16 protein-coding genes and 2 pseudogenes are annotated in these 18,583 nt (G+C 70.7%); 11 read left to right on the top strand and 7 right to left on the bottom strand.

The features are described from left to right. The first annotated feature begins 8 nt into the window (after positions 1-8). Positions 9-1,241: an arginine deiminase gene (locus tag ACIQD6_RS19710; RefSeq protein ID WP_401884190.1), complete on the top strand. Its 1,233-nt coding sequence runs from the start codon at positions 9-11 to the stop codon at positions 1,239-1,241. Between the two features lie 116 nt (positions 1,242-1,357). After that, positions 1,358-2,374, top strand: a complete 1,017-nt coding sequence (gene argF / locus ACIQD6_RS19705; RefSeq protein ID WP_401884188.1) for an ornithine carbamoyltransferase — start codon at positions 1,358-1,360, stop codon at positions 2,372-2,374. Positions 2,375-2,410: 36 nt separating this feature from the next. On the opposite strand, the gene ACIQD6_RS19700 is transcribed toward argF, so the two are convergent. Beyond that, on the bottom strand, positions 2,411-2,836 hold the full coding sequence (locus ACIQD6_RS19700) for an ATP-binding protein (RefSeq protein WP_401884186.1): 426 nt from the start codon (positions 2,834-2,836) through the stop codon (positions 2,411-2,413). A gap of 401 nt (positions 2,837-3,237) precedes the next feature. On the opposite strand from ACIQD6_RS19700, the gene ACIQD6_RS19695 reads away from it, so the two are divergent. Together ACIQD6_RS19695 and ACIQD6_RS19690 are read left to right on the top strand one after the other, a co-directional pair. Further along, complete coding sequence (locus ACIQD6_RS19695; RefSeq protein WP_401884185.1) at positions 3,238-4,107, top strand: enoyl-CoA hydratase family protein; 870 nt, start codon at positions 3,238-3,240, stop codon at positions 4,105-4,107. Then, positions 4,092-6,389, top strand: a complete 2,298-nt coding sequence (locus tag ACIQD6_RS19690) for a bifunctional salicylyl-CoA 5-hydroxylase/oxidoreductase (protein WP_401884184.1) — start codon at positions 4,092-4,094, stop codon at positions 6,387-6,389. Before ACIQD6_RS19695 ends, ACIQD6_RS19690 begins: the two co-directional genes overlap by 16 nt. On the opposite strand, the gene ACIQD6_RS19685 is transcribed toward ACIQD6_RS19690, so the two are convergent. Both ACIQD6_RS19685 and ACIQD6_RS19680 read right to left on the bottom strand, forming a co-directional pair. Beyond that, complete coding sequence (locus ACIQD6_RS19685) at positions 6,376-7,236, bottom strand: PaaX family transcriptional regulator C-terminal domain-containing protein (RefSeq protein WP_401884183.1); 861 nt, start codon at positions 7,234-7,236, stop codon at positions 6,376-6,378. The genes ACIQD6_RS19690 and ACIQD6_RS19685 overlap by 14 nt on opposite strands. 54 nt (positions 7,237-7,290) lie before the next feature. Beyond that, the gene (locus ACIQD6_RS19680) at positions 7,291-8,937 is read right to left on the bottom strand and encodes an AMP-binding protein (protein WP_401884181.1); all 1,647 of its coding nucleotides are present in this window, start codon (positions 8,935-8,937) and stop codon (positions 7,291-7,293) included. Between the two features lie 112 nt (positions 8,938-9,049). On the opposite strand from ACIQD6_RS19680, the gene ACIQD6_RS19675 reads away from it, so the two are divergent. Further along, entirely contained in the window at positions 9,050-10,234 is a 1,185-nt protein-coding gene (locus ACIQD6_RS19675) for an acyl-CoA dehydrogenase family protein (protein WP_401884180.1), read from the top strand. After that, positions 10,231-10,629 (top strand): RidA family protein, encoded by a 399-nt coding sequence (locus tag ACIQD6_RS19670; RefSeq protein ID WP_401884179.1) that lies wholly within the window; start codon positions 10,231-10,233, stop codon positions 10,627-10,629. Before ACIQD6_RS19675 ends, ACIQD6_RS19670 begins: the two co-directional genes overlap by 4 nt. Before the next feature lie 330 nt (positions 10,630-10,959). Here ACIQD6_RS19670 and ACIQD6_RS19665 read toward each other — a convergent pair whose 3' ends face one another. After that, positions 10,960-11,253 carry a DUF6087 family protein gene (locus ACIQD6_RS19665; protein WP_401884177.1) on the bottom strand — a complete coding sequence of 98 codons (294 nt, stop codon included), beginning with the start codon at positions 11,251-11,253 and terminating at the stop codon, positions 10,960-10,962. A 13-nt stretch (positions 11,254-11,266) separates the two neighbouring features. Beyond that, positions 11,267-12,634, bottom strand: coding sequence for a Tat pathway signal protein (locus ACIQD6_RS19660; RefSeq protein ID WP_401884175.1), 1,368 nt, complete (start codon positions 12,632-12,634; stop codon positions 11,267-11,269). Between the two features lie 155 nt (positions 12,635-12,789). On the opposite strand from ACIQD6_RS19660, the gene ACIQD6_RS19655 reads away from it, so the two are divergent. The 4 genes and pseudogenes from ACIQD6_RS19655 to ACIQD6_RS19640 all read left to right on the top strand — a co-directional run. Continuing rightward, positions 12,790-13,056, top strand: coding sequence for a putative ATP-grasp-modified RiPP (locus tag ACIQD6_RS19655; RefSeq protein ID WP_401884174.1), 267 nt, complete (start codon positions 12,790-12,792; stop codon positions 13,054-13,056). Positions 13,057-13,059: 3 nt separating this feature from the next. Continuing rightward, positions 13,060-14,052: an ATP-grasp ribosomal peptide maturase gene (gene tgmB, locus ACIQD6_RS19650; RefSeq protein ID WP_401884173.1), complete on the top strand. Its 993-nt coding sequence runs from the start codon at positions 13,060-13,062 to the stop codon at positions 14,050-14,052. Continuing rightward, positions 14,036-15,235, top strand: coding sequence for an ATP-grasp peptide maturase system methyltransferase (gene tgmC / locus ACIQD6_RS19645; RefSeq protein WP_401884172.1), 1,200 nt, complete (start codon positions 14,036-14,038; stop codon positions 15,233-15,235). Before tgmB ends, tgmC begins: the two co-directional genes overlap by 17 nt. 312 nt (positions 15,236-15,547) lie before the next feature. Beyond that, a pseudogene (locus ACIQD6_RS19640) lies at positions 15,548-15,697 on the top strand (RidA family protein); the annotation flags it as partial. A 142-nt stretch (positions 15,698-15,839) separates the two neighbouring features. Here the strand turns inward: ACIQD6_RS19640 and ACIQD6_RS19635 are convergent. Beyond that, on the bottom strand, positions 15,840-16,661 hold the full coding sequence (locus tag ACIQD6_RS19635; RefSeq protein ID WP_401884170.1) for an NAD(P)H-binding protein: 822 nt from the start codon (positions 16,659-16,661) through the stop codon (positions 15,840-15,842). A 281-nt stretch (positions 16,662-16,942) separates the two neighbouring features. Here ACIQD6_RS19635 and ACIQD6_RS19630 point away from each other — a divergent pair. Continuing rightward, positions 16,943-17,098: pseudogene (locus ACIQD6_RS19630) on the top strand (arsenical-resistance protein); the annotation flags it as partial. A gap of 125 nt (positions 17,099-17,223) precedes the next feature. On the opposite strand, the gene ACIQD6_RS19625 reads toward ACIQD6_RS19630, so the two are convergent. Continuing rightward, positions 17,224-18,129 carry a glycoside hydrolase family 6 protein gene (locus tag ACIQD6_RS19625; protein ID WP_401884169.1) on the bottom strand — a complete coding sequence of 302 codons (906 nt, stop codon included), beginning with the start codon at positions 18,127-18,129 and terminating at the stop codon, positions 17,224-17,226. Positions 18,130-18,583 lie beyond the last annotated feature (454 nt).

Genomic DNA, 18,583 nt, shown 5'->3' with positions numbered 1-18,583 from the left:
ATAGGCCCATGGGATTTCGTGTGGACTCAGAGACCGGGCGGCTGCGCCGCGTCATTTTGCACCGGCCCGATCTGGAACTGAAGCGGCTCACCCCCGGCAACAAGGACGCGCTGCTCTTCGACGATGTGCTGTGGGTGCGCCGCGCCCAGGAGGAGCACGACGCGTTCGTGGAGGTGCTGCGCGGCCGGGGTGTGACGGTGCACCTCTTCGGCGATCTGCTGCGAGAGTCGCTGGAGCTGCCGACGGCGCGGCGGCTCGTACTGGACCGCGTCTTCGACGAGAAGGAGTACGGCCCGCTCGCGACGGGCCATCTGCGGGAGATCTTCGACGAGTTGCCGACGGCCGATCTGGTCGAGGCGCTGGTCGGCGGGATGACCAAGCGGGAGTTCCTGGAGCGGCACGCGGAGCCGACCTCGGTCCGCTTCCATGTGATGGGCCTCGACGACTTTCTGCTCGACCCGCTGCCCAACCATCTCTTCACCCGGGACACTTCCGCCTGGATCTACGACGGGGTGTCCATCAACGCCATGCGCTGGCCGGCCAGGCAGCGCGAGACCGTACACTTCGAGGCGATCTACAAGCACCACCCCCTCTTCACCGGGCCGGACGCCGGCGCCTTCGCCCACTGGTCGGAGGGGCAGGACGACTACCCCTCCACCATCGAGGGCGGCGACGTCCTGGTCATCGGCAGGGGAGCCGTACTGATCGGGATGAGCGAGCGCACCACGCCGCAGGCCGTCGAGATGCTGGCCCGGGGGCTCTTCGCGGCCGGCTCCGCCACCACGATCGTGGCGCTCGACATGCCCAAGCGCCGGGCGTTCATGCATCTCGACACGGTGATGACGATGGTCGACCAGGACACGTTCATCCAGTACGAGGGGCTGGGCATGCTCCGTTCGTACACCATCCAACCGGGAGGCGACGGCAGCGAGTTGAAGGTCACCGACCACCCTCCGGAGCATATGCACCGCGCGATGGCGGCGGCCCTCGGGCTGCCGGAGATCCGGGTGCTGACCGCCACCCAGGACGTGCACTCGGCGGCGCGTGAGCAGTGGGACGACGGTTGCAACGTGCTCGCCGTCGAGCCGGGCGTCGTCGTCACCTACGAGCGCAACGTCACCACCAACACCCATCTCCGCACGCAAGGGGTCGAGGTGATCGAGATTCCCGGCAGCGAGCTGGGCCGGGGGCGCGGCGGACCCCGTTGCATGAGCTGTCCGGTCGAGCGGGATCCCGCGTAGCGGTCCGTACGGCACCGAGCGGCCCGCACTGCTCCGTATAGCAATACGGAGCATCGTATATAGTTTCATGGTCTCTGTATGTGCCACCCCCCGATTCGCGCCCAGGAGCAGCCACCATGGCGATACACCTCGAAGGCCGCCACTTCCTCAAGGAGCTGGACTTCACGGCCGAGGAGGTCCGCGGCCTGATCGACCTGGCCGCCGAGCTCAAGGCCGCGAAGAAGGCGGGCGCCGAAGTCCAGCGGCTGCGCGGCAGGAACATCGCGCTGATCTTCGAGAAGTCGTCGACCCGCACCCGCTGCGCCTTCGAGGTGGCGGCCGCGGATCAGGGGGCGGCCACGACCTATATCGACCCGGCGGGCTCACACATCGGGAAGAAGGAGTCGGCGAAGGACACCGCCCGGGTGCTCGGGCGGATGTTCGACGGCATCGAGTTCCGCGGCGACGCCCAGGCGACCGTCGAGGAGCTCGCCGCGTATGCCGGTGTCCCCGTCTTCAACGGGCTCACGGACGAGTGGCACCCTACCCAGATGCTCGCCGACGTGCTCACGATGACCGAGCACAGCGACAAGCCCCTGACGGAGATCGCCTACGCCTACCTCGGGGACGCCCGCTTCAACATGGGCAACTCGTACCTGGTCACGGGCGCCCTGCTGGGGATGGACGTGCGGATCGTCGCGCCGCGCGCCTACTGGCCGTCCGACGAGATCCTCACCCTGGCCCGCCAGGCCGCCGAGGTCAGCGGAGCCCGGCTCACCCTCACCGAGAACATCACCGAGGGCGTCGCGGGCGCGGATTTCGTGGCCACCGACGTCTGGGTGTCGATGGGGGAGCCCAAGGAGGTGTGGGACGAGCGCATCGCCGCGCTCGGTCCGTACGCCGTGACCATGGACGTCCTGCGCGCGACGGGCAATCCCGCGGTGAAGTTCCTGCACTGCCTCCCGGCCTTCCACGACCTGGGCACCGCGGTCGGGCGGGAGCTGTACGAGCGGCACGGGCTGACCGAGCTGGAGGTCACCGACGAGGTCTTCGAGTCGGCGCACTCGGTGGTCTTCGACGAGGCGGAGAACCGGCTGCACACCATCAAGGCCGTCCTGGTGGCCACCCTGGCCGCATCCGAAGAGTCCGCGTAGTCCGGGCTCTCCGGGTGGTCCCGGCTCACGTGTGGTTCAGGCACTCTCCGCCCGGCGCGCGGGGAGTGTGAACCAGACGGCCTTGCCCTGATCGGTGGCGCGGTGGCCGCAGGCGGCGCTGAGTGTGCTGATCAGCAGCAGGCCGCGGCCGTCCTCCTGCCACGGGTCCGGCATCGTTCCGGGGTGCGAGAGATTGCCCGGCGGGGCCGGATCGCCGTCGTGCACCTCCACCTGGCATCCGGTGGGCAGAACCTCCACGACCAGCTCGATGGGAGTTTCCCCCGTCGTGTGCTGTATGGCGTTGGCGACCAGTTCCGCGGTGAGCAGCTCGGCGGTGTCGCTGTGGGTCGGCTCGTCCAGATGCTCAAGTGCCGTACGGACCATGGCCCGCGCGAGAGGAACGGCCTCGACGCTGTGCGGAAGCGTGGCTCGCCAAGGAGAGGAGCCTGCGGCTTCGAGCATGGCGTGGGGTCCGATCGGGGCGCGGGTGCGGGGGAGGCGCGGAGAGGTTACTTGTATCAGCTTCAACCATACGGAGCGTGAGTGTATGGGCAAGGGGCTGGGGCCCGCCGGGCATGGGACTTATGTCCTGACCGGAACGGGACCTTTGGCAGCCTACGAACGTCACCTCACGGACGTGTCACGGAAGGGTCGCAGGCGTATCGCGCACTCGTGACGACGGTCACATTCGAGTGATACGGTTCCTGGGCGGGGCTTGTGCCGACGGCCGTACGCGACGGCCGTACCGACCCGTACCGATGGCCTCGGTGGACTCGTACAGAGCAGCACGGCAGGCAGCACGGACAGCAGGGCAGGCAGCGCGACAGAGCATCCGCAGCATCAGCTGAAGGAGGCCGCACTCCATGGGTCACTCCACGAGTCACTCCGGCACTCACTCCGCGAGCCCCTTTTCCGGCTCCGCGCCCCGTACTCAGGAGTGGCGCCATCTCCGGCTGACGCGGGACCCGGACGGCGGGGTCGCGACCGTCACCCTCGCCCGCCCCGAGAAGCTGAACGCGCTCACCTTCGGCGCCTACGCCGACCTGCGCGATCTCCTCGCGGAGCTGTCCCGGGAGCGTTCCGTACGCGCCCTCGTCCTGGCCGGGGAGGGGCGCGGCTTCTGCTCGGGCGGCGACGTGGACGAGATCATCGGCGCCACGCTCGCCATGGACACCACCCAGCTGCTCGACTTCAACCGGATGACAGGACAGGTCGTCCGGGCGATCCGTGAGTGCCCCTTCCCGGTGATCGCCGCTGTGCACGGAGTCGCCGCGGGCGCCGGCGCCGTACTGGCGCTCGCCGCCGACTTCCGGATCGCCGAACCCTCCGCCCGGTTCGCCTTCCTCTTCACCCGCGTCGGTCTCTCCGGCGGTGACATGGGCGCGGCCTATCTGCTGCCCCGGGTGGTCGGGCTAGGGCACGCGACCCGGCTGCTGATGCTCGGGGAGCCGGTACGCGCGCCGGAGGCCGAGCGGATCGGCCTGATCAGCGAGCTGACCGACGAGGGCCGGTCCGGCGCACGGGCCGCCGAGCTGGCCCGCCGGCTCGCCGACGGACCCGCCCTGGCCCACGCCCAGACCAAGGCCCTGCTCACCGCCGAGCTGGACATGCCGCTCGCCGCCGCCGTCGAACTGGACGCCGTCACCCAGGCGTTGCTGATGAACGGCGAGGACTACCGGGAATTCCACGCGGCCTTCACCGAGAAGCGGTCGCCGAAGTGGCAGGGCCGGTAGCCGTGGCCCGCGCCCCGCGCGTCGCGGTCATCGGTGGCGGACCCGGCGGGCTGTACGCGGCGGCCCTGCTCAAACGGCTCGACCCCGCCCGCGAGATCACCGTCTGGGAACGCAACGCCCCCGATGACACGTTCGGCTTCGGTGTGGTCCTCTCCGACGAGACCCTCGGCGGCATAGAACACGCCGATCCCGTCGTCCATCGGGCGCTCCAGGGCGAGTTCGTCCGCTGGGACGACATCGACATCGTCCACCGCGGCCGGACCCTCACCTCCGGCGGCCACGGCTTCGCGGCCCTCGGCCGGCGCAGACTGCTGGAGATCCTGCACGAGCGCTGTACGTCCCTCGGCGTACGGCTCCGCTTCCGCACCGAGGCACCGCCCGCCGCCGAACTCGCCTCCTCCTACGACCTGGTGGTCGCCGCCGACGGCGTTCACAGTCTCACTCGTACCGCCCACGCCGACGTCTTCCGGCCCACCGTCACCACCCACCGCTGCCGTTACGTCTGGCTCGCCGCGGACTTCGCGTTCGACGCGTTCCGCTTCGAGATCGCCGAGACCGCGCACGGCGTGATGCAACTGCACGGCTATCCGTACGCGGAGTCGGCGAGCACCGTCATCGTCGAGATGCGCGAAGAGGTCTGGCAGGCGGCCGGATTCGCGGACCTCGACGAGCGGGAGTCCACCGAACGCTGCGCCAAGATCTTCGCCGACGCCCTCGGCGGGCGTCCGCTCCGCTCGAACGCCTCGTCCTGGACAGCCTTCCGTACCGTCGTCAACGACCGCTGGAGCCACGGCAATACGGTGCTGATCGGCGACGCCGCGCACACCGCCCACTTCTCGATCGGCTCCGGCACCAAGCTCGCCGTCGAGGACGCCCTCGCGCTCGCCGCCTGTATCGAGGAGCAGCCGGATCTGCCGGCCGCGCTCGCCGCGTACGAGAACGAGCGCCGCCCGGTCGTCGCGTCCACCCAGCGTGCTGCCGCCGCCAGCCTGCGCTGGTTCGAGGAGCTGGCCACGTACACCGGCCAGCCACCGCGCCAGTTCGCCTTCGGCCTGCTCACCCGCAGCCGCCGGGTCACCCACGACAATCTGCGGCTGCGCGACCCGGCCTTCACCCGGACCGTGGAGGAGGACTTCGGCTGCCCGCCCGGCACACCCCCGATGTTCACCCCCTTCCGGCTGCGCGGACTGACCCTGCGCAACCGGGTCGTCGTCTCGCCCATGGACCTGTACTCCGCGGTCGACGGCGTCCCCGGTGACCTCCATCTCGTCCACCTCGGCGCGCGAGCCCTGGGCGGCGCGGGCCTGGTCATGACCGAGATGGTCTGCGTCAGCCCCGAGGGCCGGATCACCCCGGGCTGCACCGGCCTCTACACCCGCGAACAGGGCGACGCCTGGCGCCGGGTCACCGCGTTCGTCCACGCCTCCTCACCCGGCACCGCCATCGGCGTCCAGCTGGGGCACGCGGGCCGCAAGGGCTCCACCCGGCTGATGTGGGAGGGCATGGACGAGCCCCTGCCGACCGGCAACTGGCCGCTGTCCGCCGCCTCCCCGCTGCCGTACCGGCCGGGCGTCAGCCAGATCCCGCATCAGCTCGACCGCCGCCAACTCATCGAGATACGCGAACAGTTCGCCTCCGCCGCCCGGCGGGCCCAGCGCAGCGGCTTCGACCTGCTGGAACTGCACTGCGCCCACGGCTACCTGCTCTCCGGCTTCCTCTCCCCCCTCACCAACCGACGTACCGACGCGTACGGCGGTTCGACGGCGGCCCGGCTGCGTTTCCCCCTCGAAGTCTTCGACGCCGTACGCGCGGACTGGCCCGAGGACCGGCCCATGACGGTCCGTATCTCCGCCACCGACTGGGCGCCGGGCGGAAACACCGCCGAGGAGGCCGTCGAGATCGCCCGCGCCTTCGCCGCGCACGGCGCCGACGCCATCGACGTCTCGACCGGCCAGGTGGTCCCCGACGAGAAGCCCGAGTTCGGGCGTTCGTACCAGACGCCGTTCGCGGACCGGATCCGCAACACCCTGTCCGTCCCGGTCATCGCCGTCGGCGCCATCTCCTCCTGGGACGACGTCAACTCCCTTTTGCTGGCGGGCCGTACGGACCTGTGCGCGCTGGCCCGTCCCCATCTCTACGACCCGCACTGGACGTTGCACGCGGCGGCCGACCAGGGCTACGAAGGCCCGGCCGCGCCCTGGCCGTTGCCGTACCGCGCGGGCAGCCGCACGCCCCCGGCGGGCCGCACCGACGACCCGAAGCCGCGCCTCACTCTGCGGTGAGCGGGCGCCCTGTGGTGAGCGGGCGGTGTACGAACTCCAGCCCGGCGTCGCGCAGCCGGGTGTGCAACTGGGCGAAGACATCGGCGGACCGTTCGCCCGGCCAGTTCTCCGGCAGGAGCTCGGCGGGCAGGCCGGGGTCGGCGTACGGAAGCCGGCGCCAGGAGTCGAGCGCGAACAGGTAGTCGCGGTAGGCGTCCTGCGCCAAAGCCGTGCCCCGCTCCTCCGTCACGCTCCGCTCCTCCCACCCGCGCAGTACCGGCTCGTGCGCGGCCAGGAACTCCTCGTGCAGGGCGGCGATCGCGTCGAGGTCCCACCAGCGGGCCACCGCGCGGTCCGTCGCCTCGAAGCCGAGATGCTCTCCGCTGAACAGATCGACGTACGGGTCGAGTTGGAGCCGCCGCAAGGTGTGCCGGGTCTCCTCGTACAGCCGCCCCGGCGCGATCCAGACACCGGGCGCCGCCGTCCCGAAGCCGAGCCGGCCCAGCCGTGAACGCAGCAGATGACGCTTGTGGCGTTCGGCCTCGGGGACGGAGAAGACGGCCAGCACCCAGCCGTCGGAGAGCCGGGGCGAGGGACGGGCGTAGATCCGCCGGTCCCCGTCGTCGAGCAGCTGGCGGGCCTCGGCCGACAGCACGTATCCGGCCGCGCCGTCCGCCGTGCGCTCGGCGATCAGCAGGCCGCGCCGCTTGAGCCGGGAGACGGCCGACCGTACGGAGGGCGCATCGACGCCGAGTGCTCCCAGCAGGCGGATCAACTCCGCGACGGGGAGCGGGGAATCGTCCGGTGTGCGGCCGTACGCGCCGTACAGGGTGACGATCAGGGAACGGGGGGTGTGCTGCTCGGCCACGTGACAACCCTAGATCCTGCCCCTCCCACGTGATCACCTCAGGGGGTGTCGGACTCACTCGTTCAGTGCGCTCCCAGGCGCCGGACCGCGCAGCCGGAAGCGCTGGAGTTTGCCGGTGGGGGTGCGGGGGAGGGCGTCCAGGAAGACGATCGCGCGCGGGCATTTGTACGGCACCAGCCGGGACCTGACGAATCCCCGCAACTCCCCGGCGGTCCCCTCGTCGCGCGCCACCCCGTCCCGCAGCACGACATACGCGGCGACGATCTCGCCGCGCAGCGCGTCGGGACGGCCGACCACCGCCGCCTCCACCACATCGGGATGGGCCAGCAGCGCGTCCTCGACCTGGGGGCCCGGGATGTTGTAACCGGCCGAGATGATCATGTCGTCGGCGCGGGCGACATAGCGGAAGTAGCCGTCCGGCTCACGTATGTAGGTGTCGCCGGTCAGATTCCAGCCGCCCTGTACGTACTCCAGTTGGCGCGGATCGGACAGATACCGGCAGCCCACCGGGCCGCGTACGGCCAGCAGCCCCGGCTCCCCGTCGGGCACCGGCGCACCCGAACGGTCCACGACGCGCGCCTGCCACCCCGGCACCGGCACCCCGGTCGTGCCCGGTCTGATCGCGTCGTCGGCGGCCGAGATGAAGATGTGGAGCAGCTCGGTCGCCCCGATGCCGTTGATGACGCGCAGCCCGGTCCGCTCGTGCCAGGCACGCCAGGTGTCGGCGGGCAGGTTCTCGCCCGCCGACACACAGCGCCGGAGGGAGGAGACGTCGTACGGTTTCGAGCTCAGCTCGTCGAGCATCACGCGGTACGCGGTCGGCGCGGTGAACAGGACCGACACCCGGTGCTCCGCCACCGCCGCCAACAGCTGGGCGGGGCGGGCCTGTTCGAGCAGCAGCGCCGATGCCCCGGCCCGCATCGGGAAGAGCACCAGCCCGCCGAGACCGAAGGTGAAACCGAGCGGTGGACTGCCCGCGAAGATGTCGCCCGGCTCCGGGCGCAGCACCTGACGCGAGAAGGTGTCGGCGACGGCCAGCACATCGCGGTGGAAGTGCATGCACCCCTTGGGCCGGCCCGTCGTTCCCGAGGTGAAGGCGATCAGCGCCACATCGTCCGCCGCCGTCTCCACCGCCGCGTACCGCTCCGGTCTGCTGTCCGCCAGCCGCAGCAGATCGTCCGGCGCGTCCCCGCCGTACGCCGTGATCCGCAGCCCCGGCACCTCCGCCTTGACCAGATCGTCCACCGACCGGATGTCACACAGGGCATGGCGGACCCGGGCGATCTCACACATGGTGGCCAGCTCGTGCGCCCGCTGCTGGGCCAGTACGGTGACGGCCACCGCGCCCGCCTTGAGCACCGCCAGCCAGCAGGCCGCCAGCCAGGGGGTCGTGGGCCCGCGCAGCAGCACCCGGTTCCCCGGCACCACGCCCAGATCGGAGGTCAGGACGTGGGCGATCCGGTCGACGCGCCCGCGCAGCTCCCCGTACGACCAGATCTCCCCCGAGGGTGTCCGGAAGACGGGGCGGTCCGCGCCGAACCGCTCGGCCGTACGGTCCAGCAGCTCGGCTGCGCAGTTCAGACGGTCGGGCGAGCGCGTCCCGGGCGGCAGGGGGACGAGGTGGGGCCACTGCTCCGCGGGCGGGAGATGGTCGCGCGCGAAGGTGTCGATGTGGGCCGACGGTGTCAGCTCCAGCTCCATGGTTCGCCCCCTAGGCCCTGTCCGGGGCGTCGTCGAGGTCGCCCATCGAGCGTATCGTGAAGTTGACGACAGTCAACGGTCCGCGATAAAGGCGCAGGAAGTGGGAGCTCGGATGCCCGTATTCTCGCTCGATCCGGCACAGACCGACTGGTGCGCGCAACTGCGGGCCCTGGCCGAGGAGCGGCTGCGCCCGCTCGCGGAGAAGGGCGAGCCGGGCCGGGTGAACCGGCCCCTGATCGCGGCGCTCGGCGAACTCGGCCTGCTGGAAAGGCTGTTCGGGAGAGCGGGCGACCGGGGTGCGGGCGCGGACGGTCAGGGTAGGGACGGCGGGGGTCCGGGCGACCGGTCGGCCGGAGCCGGTGCGCTGGACCTGTGCCTGCTGCGCGAATCCCTCGCCCAGGGCTGTACGGAGGCCGAGACCGCGCTCGCCCTCCAGGGCCTCGGCACGTACCCCGTCGTCCAGGCCGGCACCGACCGCCAGCGGGCCCGCTGGCTGCCCGAGGTGCGCGCCGGCCGCGCCGTGGCCGCCTTCGCGCTCAGTGAGCCGGGCGCCGGTTCGGACGCCGCCGCGCTCGCCCTGCGGGCGCTACCGGACGGCGACGGCTGGCTGTTGACGGGCGGGAAACGCTGGATCTCGAACGCCCCCGAGGCCGACTTCTACACCGTCTTCGCCCGTACGGAGGAGGGCGCCGGAGCGCGCGGAGTCACCGCCTTCCTCGTCCCCGCCGACCGGCCGGGACTGACCGGCTCCCCGATCGAGATGCTCTCCCCGCACCCCATCGGCGCCCTCGCCTTCGACGCCGTGTCCGTGTCCCGGGACGATGTCCTCGGCGAGGTGGGCGGAGGCTTCCGGGTCGCCATGAACACTCTCAATCTCTTCCGCCCCAGCGTCGGCGCCTTCGCCGTCGGCATGGCACAGGCGGCCCTGGACGCGACGCTGGGCCACACGGCGGCCCGCACCGCGTTCGGCGGCCCGCTCAAGGACCTGCAATCGGTCGCGCACCAGGTCGCGGAGATGGCGACACGTACCGAGGCCGCGCGGCTGCTGGTGTACGCGGCGGCCGAGGCGTACGACACCGGCGCACCGGACGTACCCCGGCGCTCGGCGATGGCGAAGCTGTTCGCGACCGAGACCGCGCAGTACGTCGTCGACGCCGCCGTACAACTGCACGGCGCCCGCGCCCTCCGGCGCGGCCATCCGCTGGAGCACCTGTACCGCGAGGTCCGGGCGCCACGGATCTACGAGGGCGCCACCGAGGTCCAACGCACCATCATCGCGAAGGAGTTGTACGGATGAGCCTGGAGCGCCTCAACCCCGCCGGGCTCTCCCCGGCCACCGGCTTCTCGCACGCGGTCACCGCCACCGGCGGCCAACTGGTTCTCCTGGCCGGACAGACCGCGCTCGACGGGACCGGGAAGGTCGTGGGGGAAACACTTCCCGCCCAGTTCGAGCGGGCGCTCGGCAACCTCCTGACCGCACTCGCGGCGACGGGCGGCGGCCCGGACGACCTCGCCCGGGTGACCGTCTACGCGACGGACATCGCGGACTACCGCGCCCACGCCGCCGAACTCGGCCGCGTCTGGCGCCGGTTGGCGGGCCGCGAGTATCCCGCGATGGCGGTGATCGGTGTCGTACGGCTCTGGGACCAACAGGCCCTGGTCGAACTGGACGGGATCGCGGTCCTGCCGTGACGGCCGGCCGGCATGCTTCGGCAGGTTTCGAGAAAGGCCCCGGGGTGGTTTCCGCACCCACAACGTCGAGCTGCACGCGACGGACGAGGCAGCAGCCTGACCTCTCCGGCCGACTGCGGCCCACAGACCCTGCCCCGGCGGGCCGGTTGCCTTTGAGTCCGGCTCATCGAGGCGGTCAAGTTCCCGCACCGGAACGAGGAGCTGACGCGCCCGCGCGACAGGACGACCTGATCTCCGCCCGGCAGGCCCTGCGGAACATGATGCGCGATCAGAACCGGGACGCCACATGACATGAGATGCGTGGTGCCGCCGGGCACGGCGGGCGTGCCTCTACTCTTCACCATCCACGGTGCCGGGATCGAGATCATGCACCCATGCCTGCGCCGCAGCGAGATCGGGAGCCGTGCCGACTGGTTCGTACGCGAAACCGGTCCACTCTTCGAGGACCCTCGCTTCGCTGGGGTGGAGGTGGCCGGCACCGCCGTGCAGCGGGCGGTGGCGCCGGTACTGGTCCATGGGCGCACGCCTCCTCTTTACGTACGCAGCGAGCGGGTCGTTGGGGTCGACACGTGCGGTGGCGCGGGAAGGCTGGTTCGGTGGCCCGGGTCGGCGGTGCTTGCCCATGATTCCGATGCTCTCAGGCCGCGACTGTCGTCGGCCTGGCGGCGGCGAGGTCCCTCGCCCGTCCCCGGACCTCTTCGACCGAGGCGGTGCGGTAAGGGCGGGTGGCGTCCAGCAGGGTGTTGAGCCGGGAGGCCACGAGCGCCGAGTCGATACGGGCAGCATCGTCCAGCGCCTGCTGGGCAGCAGCAGCGGCCTGCTCGACCTCGCCCTCGTCGAACAGCGCGGCGGCCAGCCCGACGCGGTCCATGACACGGACCCGCTCGAAGCCAGGGGCCCGCAGCTCCAGCGCGTCGTGGAAGCAGACGCTCGCGGGACCGTGGGGACGGCCGAGTGCAGCGAGGTCGCGGGCGGATACGGCACGGGCGCCGGCGTGTTCGGCGGCGTCGAAGTACGCCACCCACGTGGGCACCTCGCCCAGGCCGTCTGCCAAAAGATCGTCGGCAGTGCCCAGATGTGTCTCGGCCTGGTGCTCATCGCCGAGGGCCGCATGCACCCGGCCGGTCTGCGAGGCGACCAGGGCCTTTGCCGCAGGTCGGTCAGCCTTCGCGGCGGCCACTTCGAGGAGGCCGAGGGCATCGCGCGGGCGACCGAGGTAGATCATCTGGTGCGACATGCGGGTGACGATTTCCACCCCTCGGTCGGGCTGCCCGGCCTCGCCCGCCGCGTAGATGCCGTAGCTCCAGTAGCGCTGTGCCGTCGCATACCGGCCGCAATCGTGGCTGACCCATCCGGCGAGCGCGGCCAGGTCGGCGGTCGCGGCGAAGACCCGGGCCCGCAGGCCGGCCGGAACGCCGTCTTGAATGCGGCGGGCGACTTCGGCGAGCTGCGCGACGATTGCGGAGCGGTACAGTCCGCCGCCCTTCGTGGCATCGGCTCGGGTGAAGAACGCGGTGACCTCTTCGAGCGCGGTGACGGTGTCGGTGTCGAATCCCTGGGCGGCCCGGTTCAAGGGCCGGGCTGTGCCACCCAACATCCGCTCGGCGGCGAGGATCAGCGGGGCCCCAACAGCGAGTTTGAGGGTTTCGCGGCGGTCCATGAACAGGTCCATCTGCGTCCATCCGGCCAGGGTCTGGGCGGCTGCTTCGGTCAGCAGCGGGACTTGGATCGTATCCAGAACGGCTCCGGCCGCCGTGAGGCCGAGATCACCGGGAGTGAGCGGCTGGCCGACCGTCTCGGAGAGCACGGCGGCGAGCAAAGTGGGCACCGGCGGGCGGGGGCGTTCGCCGTCGATCCAGCGGCGGACGCGGGTGGCGTCCGGGGTGATCTGGCGGTGACCTTGGCGAACGGCTTCGGCGGCGACCCGGCGGGCGATCTCGCCGTGGGACAGGCCGCTCGCGGCGGTCCACAGGGCGAGGTGCGGGTTGCTGGTCCTGCTGGCCATGGGTGCTCGCCCTCCCGACACAATGTCACGGAGCGTGTCTTTTCCGCGACGTTTCGCGACACCTACGCTACTGGTCAGAGTTCGTGTGGTGGGCGGATTCTGTTCAGGCGGGAGCCGTCCGGGCTACCCGCCTGTGTGAGGGAAGGGGATTTCGCATGGTGACACTTGCGCCCGAGGCTCCGTGGGCGATGCGGCTGGTCACCGACCGGCTGCCGGTGGGGCCGCCGCCTTACGCGGCGGTGACGTTGGACGGGGCCACGCAGACCGCCTGCTACACCGACGCCGCCGGCCAGGTGGTGGAGATGGGCAAGCATGGCACCAACAAGACCAAGGGCACTGCCTCGGTGTCCGGCGGCGGTGACGGGCAGACCCCACAGCCGCAGACCCAGGACGACAACACCACCGACTATGAGTCGGACTGACCAGTGGCTCCCCTCGTTCTGGTCGTCACGTCCCTGGAGGACGTCACCGCCGACCTGGTCATCGCCGCACTCAACGAGCGTGAGGTGCCCGTCGCCCGGGTCGACCCGGCCGATATCGGGCCCGGACTGACCTTCGGCGCCCGCATCGGCGCCGGGGCACCGGTATGGGGCGGGCGGCTGCGTACGGCAAGCCGCGAGGTGGAACTGGGGGAGGTGGCGGCGGTGTACTACCGTCGCCCCACTGCGTACTCCGTCCGCTTCGCCCCCCTGCCCGCCCAGCAGCGCGACTTCGCCGCCGCCGAGGCTCGGCACGGTCTCGGCGGCATCCTGCACAACCTGCGCGGCGCGAGGTATGTGAACCACCCGGCCGCCGTCAGCCGTGCGGACTTCAAGCCCGCCCAACTGCAAAGCTTCGCCGAGCTCGGTCTCACGGTTCCGGCGACGCTGGTCACCAACGACGCCGAGCAGGCACGGAAGTTCGCCACTGAGCACGACCACATCATCTACAAACCGTTCCGCGGCCTGCCCGCAGGTGAGGACGGGCACGCTGGAGCGATCTGGGCCCAGCGCGTCGATCCGGGCACCTTCGACGACTCGCTCACCGTGATGCCGCACTTGTTCCAGGCCGAGATCCCCAAGACCGGCGACGCACGGGTCACCGTGGTCGGGCGGCAGGTGTTCGCCAGCCGGGTCGAAGCACCGGACGGTGCTTTGGACTGGCGCCGAGGCGACTGGAACAACCTCATCCACACACCCGTCGGCGTCCCGGCCCTGATCGAGGCCGCGCTGCACAGATACCTGGCCTTGTTCGGCCTGGCCTTCGGCTGTTTCGACTTCGGCCTCACCGGCGACGAACGCCTGCCCGAATCCTGGACGGCCATTGAGTGCAATCCGAACGGGCAATGGGGCTGGCTGCCCGAAGCCCCGGCCATCACCGAGGCGTTCGCCGACATCCTGAGCAGAAAGGAGGCAGCGGCCCGTGACCATGCCCGCTGACCTTGAGACCGACGCGGCCCGCCTGCGCGAGGCCATGACGAAGTCCCTCGCCACGGATGACGTTTTCTCCGATCCGGCTTGGCACCAGGCGGTCGAGACGGTGCCCCGGCATCGGTTCGTGCCCGGCTTCTACCTGCCCGCCGACAAGCGCGACGGGCAGGGGATGACAGTGTGGGAGCCAGTCACCGCCGAGCTCGACTACGGCCGGTGGCTGGCCGCTGCATACTCCGACACCACGCTGATCACGCAGTTCGACGGTGACGAAGTGGACTGGAAGCAGCCCGCCCACCGGCACGGCGGGGCCCCGACCTCGTCGTCGACCCTGCCGTCGCTCGTGCTGCGGATGTGGACGGACGCGGAGGTCACCGAGGGGCACAAGGTGTTGGAGATCGGCACCGGGACCGGCTACTCCACAGCGCTCGCGTGCGAACGCCTCGGTTCCGCCAACCTCACCAGCATCGAGGTGGACCCGCACCGCCTGGAGACGGCGGCGAACGCACTGTTCGGCCTGGGCCATACCCCCACGCTCGCGGTCGCCGACGGGCTGTACGGGTACTGGCCTGAGGCGCACTTCGACCGGATCGTAGCCGCATGCTCCTTCCGCGCCGTCCCTCCGGCCCTCATCTCCCAGACCCGGCCCGGAGGGAAGATCCTGCTCACCCTCAGCGGCTGGCTCTACGGGTACGCCCGCGTCCTGCTGACCGTCGAGGGCGACGGCACCGCCGAAGGCCATCTGCTGAGCGGCACCGTCTCCTTCATGTCCGCGCGGACGCACGCCGCCCCGGCGTTCGGGAACCCCGCCCACTGGGCCGCCGGCCTCCCCGAGGCCTACCGCAAGGCGAAACACAGCCCGGAGAGGATCACCGCCGCCACCGAGGAAGCCTTCCATCTGCGGTTCCTCGCCCAAAGCGCCGCGCCGGACGCACAGATGACCACGGTCGGCGAGGTGGTGCACCTCATCGACGTCATCACCGGATCCGCCGCTACCCTCACCCCAGACGACGGCGCCTGGCAGTTGCGACAAGGCGGCCCGGTCAAGCTGTGGGACCGCATTGAGACGGTCCTGAGCGCCTACGACGCGGCGGGTCGGCCGGGACCGGAGACGTTTCGGCTGCATGTCCACGACGGCGGGCAGCACTTGCGCCACCCGCAGATGCCCGGCCTCCCTCTGCCGAGGATTTGAGGTGGGCCGCGTGTTCAAGGAGCCAACCATGTAACTCATGTGACAGGAGAGAGCATTTCGAGCTGACCTGCGGGAGTCGTTTGACAACCCCAGTGCCGCGACAGGGCAAAGGTTGCCGGGAGGGGCACCAGATAATTACGGGCGTGCTTGCGCTGCCGGCCCTTGCTGCTCGACGCGTTATCACCGTCGGCGGCCACCGCGAAGCCGTCCGCACAATCCTGGCTTGGCTGGACCGTTGGCAGGAGAACACCGACCGACGTGAAGCGTGGCCTACTGGGTTACGCGAGATGGGCCGAGCACCGGCCGCCCCCGGCCCACGCCGCCGAACTCGGCCGCGTCTGGCGCCGGTTGGCGGGCCGCGCGTATCCCGCGATGGCGGTGATCGGTGTCGTACGGCTCTGGGACGAACAGGCCCTGGTCGAACTGGACGGGATCGCGGTCCTGCCGCATCCGAAGCCGTAACGGACGTCTGGACCACCGAAGCAGCCGTGGACGATGTGCGGCCGACGTCGGCGGCGGTGGAAGAACCGGCGGATCTCTGCGGCGAGTTGAACCTGGTCGCGAACTCGGTTTCGTATGGAGAGGGGTGAAGGAAGCCCGGTTGTCACGGACGGAAGTCGTCGGCGTGGTCCCGCGCCCACTCCGGGAATGTCTGGGCAGGCCTTCCGGTGAGCTTTTCGACGATGGCGGAGGTCTCGGGGACGGTCTCGGCGCCCGCCTCCCACGCGTGCATGATCGCCTCTACTCCCATCGCGGGCATCGTCCTGCCCAGATCGGCCCGCGCCTGTTCGGGTGTGACCGTCTCGATGGCGATCTTCTTGCCAATGGCCGAGCCGATGTGCCCAACCTGTTCACGCAGGGTGAGCACCTGTGGACCGTACAGCGTGTACGCCTGTCGCCCGTGCCCCCGCTCGGTCAGCGCCGTCACCGCGAGGGCGGCCATGTCCCGCTCGCTGACGGGAGCCGTCAGCGCCTCCGGGTACGGAAGCCGCACAGCTTCCCCGCCCTTGATCGCCTGTGTCCACCACCATCGGGTGTTGGTCGCGAACATTCCCGGCCGGATGAAGGTCCAGGACAGCCCGGACTCCTCCAGTGCCACCTCCACGACCCGATGATCCCGGGCGATCGGATTACGGTTGGCGCCGGGCTGCACGACCGCCCCGGACGACAACAGCACCACGTGCCGCACCCCGGCCGAACGAGCGGCCGCCACGAACCCGTCGATGCCCGTGGGTTTGGCGTAGAGAAAGACTTGCGACGCGCCCTCCAGCGCGGCGGGCAACGTTTCCGGTGCATCCAGATCAGCCGCCACATGGGCGGCGTCCCGTGTCCTGCTCGTCGACCGGACCGGCACGCCCAGGGCCGCCAGACCTCCGGCGACATGGCGGCCGACGTTCCCCCGGGCGCCGAAAACAACCGTGACCATCGTGCGGGCCTCCCTGAATGCGGTCTCTCGAGACGTTCGTTCCACGAAGTCCTGGTCCCAGTATTGATCAGGGGCTCATCGGGTTCCAACCACGGTGTGGCTGACGTGCGCCCGGTTCGCGGCCGGCGACATCGAGCGCGAGCTGGGTACGGGACATGGGTGTATTACCGGCCGCTGCCCGGGATGACCGACCACCTGGCCGCGATCCTCACCCGCCCCGCCGGACAGCCGCCCGCCGAACCCGAAGCCGCCCGCCGAACCGAATCCGCCGGGGCCGTCTCGTGAGCGCCGAAGCCACCACCACGGCGGCGTCCGCAGGGCCGGTGGCCGGACGTCTGTCGTTCCTCGACCGCTTCCTCGCCGGGTGGATCCTGATCGCGATGGCCGCCGGCCTCGGACTCGGCCGCCTCGTTCCCGGCCTGGGGGACGCGCTCGCACTGTTCGGCGATGGTCCGCGCGTTCCCCGCCTCCCGCGCGACATCGTTCGGCGAGCCCGCTCGGCACTTGGCCGAACGGGCTGGTCTGCCGGTGGGGCCCGCAGGGTTGTCGACTCGGTCTACGGTCAGACGCCGTCGATCAGGCGGACCGCGATGTCCGGACTGAACACTCCGGCAGGGACCGTGGGGGCGATGCCGCACTGTCCGTCCGAGTTGCCCGGCGTCTTGATCCAGAGCAGCATGTCCGCTCCGCCGCCGGTCTGGGGCGGTGTGCCCAGCTTGCGGCCGGCCGGGTTGCACCACTCGCCGCTGGAGCCCTTGCCGTTGCCGTTGCGGCTGGTGTCGACGACAAAGCCGGCGCCGCCGCCGAGTTCCGAGGTGACGGAGGAGGCATACGAGACGGACGCGCCGGTGCTGTAGTAGTTGGAGACATTGACGGAGAAGCCGCGGATGTTGTGCACGCCCGCCGAGTTGAGACGGCTCGCCATGGTGGCCGGGGCGACCCAGCCGGCGTTGCCGCCGTCGAGGTAGGCGGAGGTGTTGGGCGCCTTCTCCCGGAATTTCTCGGTGGCGTAGCGGAGCATGTCCAGGCGTTCCTGGACCTGCGTGGAGGACATGCAGGCGAAGTCGCCGAGCGCGTCCGGCTCGATGACGACCACCGCGGGCTTCGTCCCGATGGCGGCGGCGAAGGACGCGATCCAGGTGCGGTAGGCGCCGACGCTTCCCGCACCGCCGCCCGAGTGGCCGCCGCAGGCGTCACGGCCGGGGATGTTGTAGGCCACCAGGACGGGGAGCTTGTCGTGGCTGTCCGCGGCACCGACGTAGCTCGCCACACTCGACGCGCTGCTGCCGGTGCCGAACCAGCGGGCGATCGGCCGCGAGCCTATGGAGGACTGGACGCGGGCGGCCCGCGAGTCGCCTGGGTGGTCACGGGCCCAGACGGCCGGTGAGGAGTCGGGGTTGACGTAGAACCCGCTGGTCAGCGTGGTGGGGTCGGCGGCGGACGCGGGGTGGGGGATGAGGAGTGACATAGCGCCGAGGGCGACCGCGAGGGCAGTACCCGCAAGCAGGCGGGGCAGACGTGGGGACGCGGATCGCACAGGCACACGTGACTCTGCGGGCATGGCGAATTCTCCTTCTGCACAAGGGGGTTGTGGGGCAAGGGACACACTCCACCGGACGCAGCGGGCTGTCCACAGCAACCGGGAAACAGGACAGGAAACCGTGGCCGGAAAGGGCTCACCGGCTCGCGACGCGAGGTCACTCGATGCGGACGAGCTGCGGGGCGAGGTCGCTCGACCGGTCGATGTCGCACTGTATTGCCCGTCTCACGGAGCACAGGGTTCGAGCAATGTCGGGGCGGTCCTTGCTACGGGCCTCGCCGAGCGGTCGCGTCGATTCGGCCGTCGCGCGGATGAACCCGTCCGGGACGTCCTACGTCTTCCGTGCCGAGCGATCCCTGTTGATCTTAGTCCGGTCGGACTT

Source organism: Streptomyces sp. NPDC088400 (genome assembly GCF_044753355.1).
In the GTDB taxonomy this organism is placed as follows: domain Bacteria; phylum Actinomycetota; class Actinomycetes; order Streptomycetales; family Streptomycetaceae; genus Streptomyces.
Note: the sequence above shows the minus strand (reverse complement) of the source record. Positions and strands in the feature narration are given on the sequence as shown.